This window comes from Suttonella ornithocola (assembly GCF_001889065.1).
Classification (GTDB): Bacteria; Pseudomonadota; Gammaproteobacteria; order Cardiobacteriales; family Cardiobacteriaceae; genus Suttonella_A; species Suttonella_A ornithocola.
Genome location: NZ_LWHB01000058.1, coordinates 2,501 through 13,537, shown reverse-complemented (window position 1 = coordinate 13,537; position 11,037 = coordinate 2,501). Strand labels below are relative to the sequence as shown.

Here is an 11,037-nt window from a genome sequence, read left to right as displayed (position 1 = left end):
TTTCCCATTGGTAATCATCAGGATACTGCTCAATATCCTTAAGCAAGGCTTCATCATCAATCTTTGAGGGCTTACGCTCAGTAAAGCCTTTAGGATGGGGATTTTTAATCCAGCTATAGACGGTGAATTTGCTGATCTTGTAGCGCTTTGCAACAGCGCGCCAAGTTTCTCCATTAGCAATATCGTTAAGAATTTTTTGTCGGAATTGGCTGCAGTAGGTCATAGGATATGCTCAGTTTGTTTTTGATAATTCTACTATAAGTCGTTCTTTATATCTGCTTTGGATAGATTGGATTATAAATGATTTGACTATATAAAAACGATAAACCGCCTTTTAAAGGCGGTTTATAAAGAAATAAAGTTTTAACCTTTATTGTTTGTTAATGGCTCACGTTTGCGAATATGTAATTCGCGTAATTGAGCATCACTCGCCTCAGAAGGTGCATCTGTCAGCAAGCAATAAGCCGTTTGTGTTTTTGGAAATGCCATTACATCACGAATAGATTTAGCGCCTGCCATTAGCATAATGAGGCGGTCTAAACCAAAGGCAATGCCACCATGAGGTGGTGCGCCGTATTTAAGGGCATTGAGCAAGAAACCAAATTTTTCTTCGGCTTCAGCTTCATCAATACCAAGCGCTTTAAGCACTTGTGATTGAACATCTGCGCGGTGAATACGGATGGAACCGCCGCCGATTTCTGTCCCATTAAGAACCATATCGTATGCACGAGAAAGAACGCTTCCTGGATTGGTTTCCAATTCAGTGAGGTCATTGGTTTTTGGAGAAGTGAATGGATGATGCATCGAATACCAGCGACCATCTTTTTCATCGTATTCAAACATTGGGAAGTCAACTACCCATAATGGCGCCCATTCACAAGTTGCCATACCTAAGTCGTGCCCTACTTTAATGCGTAGCGCACCAATGGCATCGTTAACGATACTGGCTTTGTCTGCGCCAAAGAAGATAAGGTCACCATCTTTAGCCTCTACGCGTTTGACGATTTCTAATGCGACAGCATCGCTTAGGAATTTAACGATAGGGCTTTGTAAGCCTTCAACAGTGCTTGCATCATTGACTTTAATATAGGCAAGCCCTTTTGCACCATAACGGGCAACATAGGTGGTGTAGTCATCAATTTCTTTACGCGTTAATTTACCACCAGCTGGGATTTTTAACGCAACAACGCGACCGTTTTCTTGTTTGGCAGGTGCAGAAAAGACTTTGAATTCACAATCTTTAACCAAATCATCAATATCCACAAGTTCAAGTGGAATGCGTAAATCTGGTTTGTCAGAAGCATAGCGACGCATGGCTTCTTCATAGGTCATTCGTGGGAATGGATCAGGTAGAGAAACGTTGAGATGCTCTTTGAAGATACCGCGAATCATGGTCTCCATTAATTGCATGATATCTTCTTCTTCCAAGAAGCTGGTTTCGATATCTAACTGGGTAAATTCTGGTTGACGGTCGGCACGTAAGTCTTCATCCCGAAAGCAACGGACGATTTGATAGTAGCGATCAAAGCCACTCATCATCAACATTTGTTTGAATAACTGTGGTGATTGCGGTAGCGCAAAGACTTTTCCAGGATGGGTGCGTGAAGGAACGAGATAGTCGCGAGCACCTTCTGGCGTTGCTTTGGTGAGCATTGGTGTTTCAATATCCATAAAACCGTGGTCATCTAAGTAACGACGTAAGGATGAAGCGACTTTACTCCGAAGAATAAGGTTTTTTTGCATCGGTGCACGACGTAAGTCAATGACACGATTTTTTAGTCGGACTTCTTCAGAAACGTCTTCCTCATCTAGTTGGAAAGGAGGGGTTGGTGATTCTGAAAGAATATTTAATGCTTTCCCTAAAATTTCAATTTTTCCACTGGCAAGGTCAGCATTTTCTGTGCCTTCAGGACGTGGGCGAACACGACCTTCAATTGAAAGGCAATATTCACTACGCACTTGTTCTGCTTTAGCGAAAGCGTCGGCAGTATCAGGGTCGATAACGATTTGAACGAGTCCTGAGCGGTCACGTAAATCAATAAAGATAACGCCACCGTGGTCACGGCGACGATGTACCCAGCCGGCAACACGGACGGTTTGTCCATCAAGTGCTTCAGTGACTTCACTGGCATAATGGGTTCTAAATGCTGACATGTGTTTTCCTGTGTAATTTTTTTATAAAGACGAAATATTATAGCGATTTCCCTGACAAATTTATACCGCAAAAGCTAGGTATCTTTAGCAAAGAAAAGCATTTTTAGTGATGGGTTAGTCCTCTATTTAAGGGAGGGGTGGGTTTGTAAAAATTGGTCTATTTGATTGAGTGGCGTAGATGAAGTGCTATCTGCCAGTGGGTCATGGAAATGAAGTGTAAGGCTTTTTTGTAATCGATTATTCATCCATGTAATTTGTCGTTTAGCCAATTGACGCGTGGCAATAATGCCTTGCTCTGTGGCCTCTTCTAGTGAGAATTGTCCATCTAAGTATTGCCAAAGTTGACGATAACCAACGCTGCGCATAGACGGATGTTCCGCTGTAAGTAGAGGACGGTCTTTAAGCATACGCACTTCTTCAAGAAATCCTGCTTGCATCATGCTTTGAAAGCGAGCAGCGATTCGTTCATGTAAGTGTTTACGCTCAGTATTTAAAGCAATTGCTAGTGTGGCGTATTTAGGATGTTGATGGGATTGGGCGGCAAATAGTTCGCTGGGCGTCTGTCCAGTGAGAAGCATTAGTTCACTAAATCGTGTTAAGCGTTGTCGGTCATTGACAGAAATTTGTGCAGCGGTATGCGGATCTCGCTCAACAAGTTCTTGATACAGTTTTTCAGCGCCTTCTGTATCAAGGCGTGCTTCAATTTTTGCGCGCGATTGTGGTGTAGAGGTGGGTAAGTCGGCTAAACCTTCAAAAAAAGCCAAGTAATACATCATGGTTCCGCCAACAAAGATAGGGATTTTTCCAGCTTGATAGGCGTAGGTAATTTCTTTTTGGGCATCTTGGCAAAATTGTGCAGCACTATAGCTTTCTTCTGGCGGAATTAAATCAATCAACGCATGGGGATATGTTTGTAGCGTTTGAATATCAGGTTTAGCGGTGCCAATATCCATTTGTTGATAGATTTGTGCAGAATCAACGCTAATTAAATGCACGGGATAACGGTCTGCAAGTGCAAAGGCAAGTGCCGTCTTACCAATAGCGGTCGGTCCAATTAAGCAAATTAAGGGTGGCATAGTAGTCATTTTGAGAAGGATTTTGCGAAAAATTATAGCTGATATAAGAAAAATTGATTAAGAATGTTTTTACAATCAAAAGTAAAATACGCCATTGTATGTGTTTCTTCATTGGCTTTAAAAATATTGCAACTTTTGAGCAGAATGCTGGTAATAAAAGTCAATTTTCTATGCGCATAAGGATAATTTTGTCATAATTAACCCAAATTTTTATGAGGTCAATATGCAAGATTCGGTAGATTTTCAACTAATACCACAGGACCAAAGTCGTTTATCTGAGTTATTAGGACAAATGAATAGTAACGTTGGGTTAATAGAAAGCCAGCTTTCTGTGAATATTGCTAATAGAGGGCATTTGTTTCGAATTACTGGTGAAGAAGGTCGAGTGGCTCAAGCGCGCTTTGTGATTGAGCATCTTTATCAACAGACAGGTAGTGGCGTGCTTAATCAAGATGATGTGCATCTAGCGTTGCGAGATGCGGGTGCAACGTTAGTCAGCGAAATTCATGCCCATGATGTTGGAAAAGATATTCGTATTGAAACAAAGCGAGGCACGATTAGCGGTAGGGGAACAAATCAACGCCGTTATCTCAAAAGAATTTTTGAACATGCAGTGAATTTTGGTGTTGGCCCAGCAGGGACAGGAAAAACGTATTTGGCAGTGGCTGCTGCGGTTTCATATTTAGCAGAAGATAAGGTTCGTAAAGTTGTTTTGGTTAGACCAGCAGTAGAAGCTGGGGAACGTTTAGGCTTTCTTCCCGGAGATATGACGCAAAAAGTCGATCCTTATTTACGCCCATTGTATGATGCTTTAAATGATATGTTAGGTGCTGAGCGTGTTAGTAAACTGATGGAAAGAGGTGTGATTGAAATTGCACCTTTAGCGTTTATGCGTGGAAGAACTTTAAATGATGCGTTTATTATTTTAGATGAAGCTCAAAATACAACGGTTGAACAAATGAAAATGTTTTTAACGCGTCAAGGTTTTGGTTCGACTTCTGTTATCACAGGTGATCCAACGCAAATTGATTTACCCAAAGGTGTTACCAGTGGTTTAAAGCATGCTGTGCGTGTATTGGCGAATGTTGAGGGTATTTCATTTACGCGATTTGAAGCAGAGGATGTCGTTCGTCATCCATTAGTCCAAAGAATTATTGAAGCCTATGATAAGCAAATGAAAGCTGATGAGGAAAAAAATGATACCAATAATAATTGATTATCAAGTAGAAGATGTTCCTGAAAATTGGGTGTTTCCAGCTGAAAAACGTCTGCAAAGATGGTTAGATACAGCGTTAGACTTCTTAAATATAGAAGAAGCTTTAGAGGTTACGGTTAGGCTTGTTGATAACGATGAGATAACAGAATTAAATGAAGAGTATCGTGGTAAAAATTGTCCAACGAATGTGTTGTCTTTTCCATGCGATTGGGAAGTACCAGAAGAACCTAGATTATTAGGTGATATTGTTATTGCAGTGGAAGTCGTCAATGCTGAAGCAAAAGAACAGAATAAAAAAGTAGAAGCGCATTGGGCACATATTACTATTCATGGTTTATTGCACCTCTTAGGCTATGATCATATTGAAGAGACAGAAGCTGAAGAAATGGAATCTTTAGAAAAAGACATTCTTGCTCGGCTTGGATTTCCCGACCCTTATCAGGAGCAATAATGGCTGGAGGATTATTTGCGCTGTTAGATGATATCGCTACCATTCTGGATGATGTTGGTGTAATGACAAAAGTTGCGGCTAAGAAAACAGCCGGCGTGCTTGGCGATGATTTAGCCGTTAACGCTTATCAAGTAGGTGGAATGTCGCCAGATAGGGAGTTGCCAGTTGTTTGGGCAGTAGCCAAAGGGTCTTTATTAAATAAATTGATACTGGTTCCCAGCGCTTTGCTTTTAAGCTTTTTCTTTCCTGCTGCGATTGATTATGTTTTATTGATTGGCGGTGCTTATTTAGGCTTTGAGGGTGCAGAAAAAATATGGGAGTGGTTATTTCATCATCAGGAAAAAGAAGAAATTACGCCCAATGATATAAAAGATTTATCTGATACTGAGAAGATGAAAATTAAAGGTGCCATTAAAACAGATTTTATTCTTTCTGCAGAAATTGTCATCATTGCCTTAGGGGTGCTCACCGAAATGAATAAGACTTTATTTGAACAAGTTATAGCCTTATCTTTTGTCGCCATAGCGCTCACTTTTGGTGTTTATGGAATGGTTGCTTTAATCGTAAAATTAGATGATATTGGAAAATATTGGGTCACAAAGCATAAAGGATTGCTAGACTTAATTGGACGTTTTTTACTATGGTTTGCCCCACGCTTGCTAAAATCTCTCACTGTTATTGGCACAATTGCTATGTTTGCTGTAGCAGGAACGATTTGGGTAGAGCATTTACCGCCGCTAGAATATTTTTTAGCCCCTACTTTATTTATGGTTCAAACCTATTTGGGACATATAGGAATCTATTTAGTAGAAATAATGGTAGGAAGCATTATCGGATTTTTGGTCCTTATGATATGGAATTTCCTAGGATATTTTAGAGATTGACTAAGCTAGAAAGGCGATTCCTAATCAATGAGTAAAATCATAAACAAATGTCATAACATCTATCTATTTTTATTCTAATTAAATTTGGTCAAAATGGAACAAGAAGTCTTGTCAAAAGCAAAAATTGCAGTATTATGACAATATTTTCACTCAATTCTCTAATGACGAGGTACATATGGATAGAAAGCAAATGGTTATAAAAACAGGAATTTCTTTGCTTTGTTTGGCAGTTTTAACCGCTTGTGGTGGTGGCGGAGGAAGTAATTTTACTAAGCCTGAAAGCAAATTTCCAGGCAAGGAGGTTCGCCAAGATGATAAAGACAAGAACAAAACTCCTACAAAAGATGATACTGATGGTAAGGAAGTTGGAATAACAGTAGAGAAAGATGGAACGCTTTCTGCGCTTAATATTCCACCAAGTCAAGTACCGTTCATGAATTTTTAGTAGACCTGAGTCAGGGAGAGAAAAAACAGGGGCAACAAACAAAAAATATTGTTACCTCTGTCGATAATGATAGAAACGATCAGGTTAACAACGGTGATAAGGTTGAATTTAATCAGCCTGGTATTATTAGTGAAATATGCGTAGATTGTGCAGGTAGCGATATTTATAATAAGCCTTTAGAAAACCAGCTAGATACTTTAAAGGATCAGCTAGAAGATGCCAAGGAGGCAAAAGATACTGCTCTGATTCAAAGTATTCAGAAGGATATTCGTAGGATAGAAAATAGAATGATGCGAGAAGGTATCGTGTATATGCGCGATATCAACGATGCTTTCCATACTATTTATTTTGCTAATTCAGAGGATACTACTTGGGCGTCTAATAATAAACTTATTGCTCAAGATGCGGGTATCAGTATTATAAATGGCGAACTTGATCAAAATGGAAACTTTTCCCCTCGTAGTGGTATCGTTGATAAAGAATTAAATGGCGTAGTGTTATTTGCAACAGACACACAACATGATGATGCAAATCAACCGAGATATGTTGTAGGTCAGCTTTTAAATGCCTATTTGAGAAATCCTGCTGCTGCAGGCTGGAGTTATAACACTTTTGGTGTATTTGAAGATCAAGAGTTAACAGCGCTTAGAGGGATTCATCGAGGCTATCAAAGTATTGGGGTAATGCCAAAAGAAGGAGAAATGCCCGAAGTAGGTAAGGCAACCTATAGCGGCGTATCTCATGCATATTATCAAGACAATCAGGTTACGATGAGAACAGTAATAGATGCGGATTTTGGCAAACGTGAATTGACGTTTAATACCAACAATGCAGAACTGCATACTTTTGAGGCAAGAGGTCATTTAGTGCAGAAAAGAGACGATTTGAATTTGACAGGAACAGGTAGCTGGAGTAAAGGAGCTACAAGTTTTAAAGGAGAGGTTAAAAATCAAGGAGGAAATCTTTCAGGTACATTAGAAGGAAGTTTTTATGGACCAGCCGCTGCTGAAGTGGGAGGGGTATTTGGCTTGCAAAATGAGAATGGTTCCGAACAATATATCGGTGGATATGGTGCTAAAAGGCCATAATAAGTTAGTATAAACAAAGAACAGAAGGCTACTTACCAGCTAATAGTTGCTAAGTAGCTTTTTTATTGTAAATTAGGGGTTATACAGTTCAGCTCTATAACCTAATTTTTCTAAAGACATATTTGTTACTCTATACTATTCGTTATTTATCTTTCTGGTCAGACCTATCTTCTGCATTATAGGATAGGAACGATTATAAGCTTTACAGTTATAATGTGGCTCTAGTATCTGTAAATCCTGCTTTGGCATAATGAGAAGAGCTATATCTATGGACAATATATAAGTTATCTCCCTAGAGAAGCAGGGAGATAACTTAACTAAGATATATAAATTATAATCTCCATTTTACTTGGGTAAAATATAGCGCTTATTTTCTATGTTTTCTCTATAAAATATAGCTGTGTGCCCAATTTTTTGGATAAATTCTGCTTGTTGTTCGCTAATAATGCTATCTATCATTTGTTTTTGTTCATCATCTGGTAATTGTCCAAGTTTGATTTTAATGAGTTCATGGCTATCAAGCGCAAGATTAATTTCTTTTTGAACGCTTTCTGTAAGACCATTAGCACCAAGAAGAATGACAGGATGAATATGATGTGCCTGTGCTTTCAAATATCTAATTTGGGTTTTTGTTAACATACGAGTATCCTATTCAATTTGTTATCAGCATAGCAGAATGTAAAATGGCGCGCAGTAAAAGTAGTGGAAAATGGTTAAAAGAGCATCATGATGATGTTTTTGTGCAAAAAGCAAAAGCGGAAGGTTATCGCTCAAGAGCTGTTTATAAGTTAAAAGAAATTCAGGAGCGAGATAGGATTTTAAGAGCAGGAATGACGGTAGTGGAGTTAGGTGCAGCGCCCGGTGGTTGGTCTCAATATGTTGCCAATATTATTGGTTCTAAAGGACGAATGATCGCTTTAGATATTTTGCCAATGGATACATTAGCAGATGTTACTTTTATTCAGGGTGATTTTCGTGAGCAAAGTGTTCTTGATAGGTTATTATTAGAACTTGGAGATAAGAGTAAAGTAGATTTGGTTATTTCTGATATGGCACCGAATATGAGTGGTGTTAAATCAGTTGATCAAGCCAAGAGTATGTATTTAAATGAATTAGCATTAGATTTTGTTGAGCAAAAATTGGCTCAAGGTGGAGATTTCTTGGTTAAGGTTTTTCATGGTGCAGGTTTTGATGATTTTTTTAAGAACTTGAAAAATCAGTTTAAGACCGTATTAACCAGAAAACCAGAAGCTTCTCGTGCGCGTAGTCAAGAGACGTATTTGCTTGCTCGCCATTTTATAGGGCGTTAGAATTTTAGAGTTTTTTAAGGAATTATTTTGAACGATATGCGTAAGTCTTTATTAATTTGGGGTGGTTTAATTTTTGTATTCCTCATTCTGGTGGGAGAGGTCAGTGATTTAGGTTCTAGGTCATCATCTAGGCAGGTTGCGTATTCGCAATTTTTAGATCGGGTTTACAATGGAGAAGTTCGTTCTGCAGATATTGATATGCAGAATATGACCATTAAATTTACTGACAATTCTGGAAATCATTTTGTGACTAACAATCCTGAAATTAATACTAGTGCGTTAGTTGGCGATTTGAGGAAAAATAATGTAACAATTACTAGTGAGCCTATTAAGCAAGAAAGCTTATTGTCTCGCATTTTGATTAATTTATTGCCAGTATTGCTTTTAGTTGGATTGTTTATTTTCGCTTCTCGCCAAATGCAAAGTGGTGGCAAAGGTGGCGCTTTTTCTTTTGGTAAGAGTCGAGCTAAACTTATTCCAGAAGATAAGATAAAAGTAACTTTTGCTGATGTTGCGGGTGCAGAAGAGGCTAAAGATGATGTGGTAGAAATGGTAGAATTCTTGCGTGACCCTACAAAATTTAGTCGCTTAGGCGGACAGATTCCTAGAGGTGTTTTAATGGTTGGTCCTCCGGGGACAGGTAAAACACTTCTAGCACGAGCAATTGCCGGGGAAGCTAAAGTGCCTTTCTTTACCATTTCAGGCTCAGATTTCGTTGAAATGTTCGTAGGTGTAGGCGCTTCTCGTGTCAGAGATATGTTTGAGGAAGCGAAAAAGCATGCGCCTTGTATTATTTTTATTGATGAAATTGATGCGGTTGGTCGCCAACGTGGTGCCGGTTTAGGTGGTGGTCACGATGAAAGAGAGCAAACCTTAAATCAGTTACTCGTTGAAATGGATGGCTTCGAGGGTAATGAAGGAGTAATTGTTATTGCTGCAACAAACCGTCCAGATGTTTTAGATCCCGCTTTATTACGCCCCGGAAGATTTGATCGTCAAGTGACCGTTGGTCTGCCTGATTTGAAAGGCAGAGAGCAAATTTTAAAAGTCCATATGCGCAAAAAACCAATTGATGATCGTGTTGTCGTTAGAGATATTGCTCGCGGAACACCTGGATTTTCAGGTGCTGATTTGGCAAACTTAGTGAATGAAGCGGCACTTTTTGCAGCTCGTCGGGATCGGGAAAAAATTACGATGCAAGATTTAGAAGATGCTAAAGATAAAATCATGATGGGTGCAGAACGTCGTTCTATGGTGATGAGCGATAAGGAAAAGGAAATGACTGCTTATCATGAAGCTGGACATTGTATTGTGGGTAGAATTGTGCCTTCCCATGATCCTGTTTATAAAGTGACCATTATTCCTCGTGGTCGTGCTTTAGGAGTAACGATGTTTTTACCTGATCAAGATAAGTACAGCTACTCTAAGGAAAGTTTAGAAAGCAAAATTTCAACACTTTATGGTGGACGAATTGCGGAAGAACTTATTTATGGAACAGAGCAAGTATCCACTGGTGCTTCTAATGATATAGAAAGAGCCACTTCTATCGCCCGTAATATGGTTACTCAATGGGGGTTGTCTGAAAAATTAGGACCGCTCCTTTATGCAGAAGAAGAAGGAGAAGTTTTCTTAGGGCGTTCAGTCACTAAACATAAAAATGTTTCTGATGAAACAGCTCGTTTAATTGATATGGAAATTCGAGAAATTATTGATCGTAATTATCAGCGTGCAGAATCAATTCTAAAAGAGAATATGGATATTCTACATGAAATGACTAAAGCTTTAGTAAAATATGAAACGATAGATGAAGAGCAAATAAATGATTTAATGGCACGTCGTCCAGTCCGTCCCCCCGCAGATTGGGATGAAATGGGGTCTACATTAACTAGAACGGATTCTAATGAAATTCACTTAGTTGATACTTCTAAATCAGAAGAAAAAAACGCTCAGGAGAAGGAATAATGCAATGGCAATGTGGAAGATTTGTCCTTGACTTGTCTGAACCAAAAATTATGGGTGTGCTAAATTGCACGCCCGATTCATTTTCAGACGGCGGAAAATATATACATATAGATAAAGCACTCATGCGTGCTGAGGAGATGATTAGTCAAGGTGCTGATATTATAGATATTGGTGCTGAATCGACACGACCCGGCTCAAAAGCAGTATCAATAGAAGAAGAAATTAGTCGGTTATTACCAGTAGTACGTGAGCTGGTTGCTAGAAAAGATGTTCCTATTTCTATTGATACAAAAAATACTAAAACAATTCAAACTATGCTTGAAATTGGAGTTGATATTATAAATGATGTTAATGGGTTAGAGGATATAGGCGCAATCGAAAGAGTTTCTAAAACTAACTGCGGTATTTGTATTATGCATATGCGAGGAATGCCTGAAAACATGCAAAATAA

At 38.9% G+C, this 11,037-nt stretch carries 12 protein-coding genes (1 of these 12 running past the window's edge); 8 read left to right on the top strand and 4 right to left on the bottom strand.

The features are described from left to right. From A5N85_RS04950 to miaA, 3 genes are all read right to left on the bottom strand, one after another. The coding region (locus A5N85_RS04950; RefSeq protein WP_143143187.1) for an IS630 transposase-related protein at positions 1-223 on the bottom strand (223 nt) is incomplete at its 3' end. 140 nt (positions 224-363) lie between these two features. Then, positions 364-2,154, bottom strand: a complete 1,791-nt coding sequence (aspS, locus tag A5N85_RS04945) for an aspartate--tRNA ligase (protein WP_072576239.1) — start codon at positions 2,152-2,154, stop codon at positions 364-366. A gap of 122 nt (positions 2,155-2,276) precedes the next feature. Next, on the bottom strand, positions 2,277-3,239 hold the full coding sequence (gene miaA, locus A5N85_RS04940; RefSeq protein ID WP_072576238.1) for a tRNA (adenosine(37)-N6)-dimethylallyltransferase MiaA: 963 nt from the start codon (positions 3,237-3,239) through the stop codon (positions 2,277-2,279). Between the two features lie 214 nt (positions 3,240-3,453). On the opposite strand from miaA, the gene A5N85_RS04935 reads away from it, so the two are divergent. The 5 genes from A5N85_RS04935 (at position 3,454) to A5N85_RS04915 (ending at position 7,314) form a co-directional block, all read left to right on the top strand. Beyond that, entirely contained in the window at positions 3,454-4,446 is a 993-nt protein-coding gene (locus tag A5N85_RS04935) for a PhoH family protein (protein ID WP_072576237.1), read from the top strand. Continuing rightward, positions 4,427-4,897 (top strand): rRNA maturation RNase YbeY, encoded by a 471-nt coding sequence (gene ybeY, locus A5N85_RS04930; protein ID WP_072576236.1) that lies wholly within the window; start codon positions 4,427-4,429, stop codon positions 4,895-4,897. Before A5N85_RS04935 ends, ybeY begins: the two co-directional genes overlap by 20 nt. Further along, on the top strand, positions 4,897-5,781 hold the full coding sequence (locus tag A5N85_RS04925; RefSeq protein ID WP_072576235.1) for a DUF808 domain-containing protein: 885 nt from the start codon (positions 4,897-4,899) through the stop codon (positions 5,779-5,781). Before ybeY ends, A5N85_RS04925 begins: the two co-directional genes overlap by 1 nt. 175 nt (positions 5,782-5,956) lie before the next feature. Further along, positions 5,957-6,226 carry a hypothetical protein gene (locus tag A5N85_RS04920; RefSeq protein ID WP_072576234.1) on the top strand — a complete coding sequence of 90 codons (270 nt, stop codon included), beginning with the start codon at positions 5,957-5,959 and terminating at the stop codon, positions 6,224-6,226. 287 nt (positions 6,227-6,513) lie between these two features. Next, the gene (locus A5N85_RS04915; protein ID WP_072576233.1) at positions 6,514-7,314 is read left to right on the top strand and encodes a transferrin-binding protein-like solute binding protein; all 801 of its coding nucleotides are present in this window, start codon (positions 6,514-6,516) and stop codon (positions 7,312-7,314) included. A gap of 345 nt (positions 7,315-7,659) precedes the next feature. Here A5N85_RS04915 and yhbY read toward each other — a convergent pair whose 3' ends face one another. After that, entirely contained in the window at positions 7,660-7,953 is a 294-nt protein-coding gene (gene yhbY, locus A5N85_RS04910; RefSeq protein ID WP_072576232.1) for a ribosome assembly RNA-binding protein YhbY, read from the bottom strand. 44 nt (positions 7,954-7,997) lie between these two features. Here yhbY and rlmE point away from each other — a divergent pair, with 44 nt between their 5' ends. The 3 genes in view from rlmE to folP are tightly spaced (at most 36 nt apart) and all read left to right on the top strand, a layout consistent with a single transcriptional unit that may run on beyond the window. Beyond that, on the top strand, positions 7,998-8,624 hold the full coding sequence (gene rlmE / locus A5N85_RS04905) for a 23S rRNA (uridine(2552)-2'-O)-methyltransferase RlmE (RefSeq protein WP_072576231.1): 627 nt from the start codon (positions 7,998-8,000) through the stop codon (positions 8,622-8,624). Positions 8,625-8,660: 36 nt separating this feature from the next. Continuing rightward, on the top strand, positions 8,661-10,586 hold the full coding sequence (gene ftsH, locus A5N85_RS04900) for an ATP-dependent zinc metalloprotease FtsH (protein WP_072576230.1): 1,926 nt from the start codon (positions 8,661-8,663) through the stop codon (positions 10,584-10,586). Next, positions 10,586-11,037, top strand: partial view of a dihydropteroate synthase gene (gene folP, locus A5N85_RS04895; RefSeq protein ID WP_072576229.1) — the 5' portion only. Its footprint extends 382 nt past the window's final position; 452 of the gene's 834 nt are visible here — the first part of the coding sequence; it begins with the start codon at positions 10,586-10,588; its stop codon lies beyond the right edge, outside the window. Before ftsH ends, folP begins: the two co-directional genes overlap by 1 nt.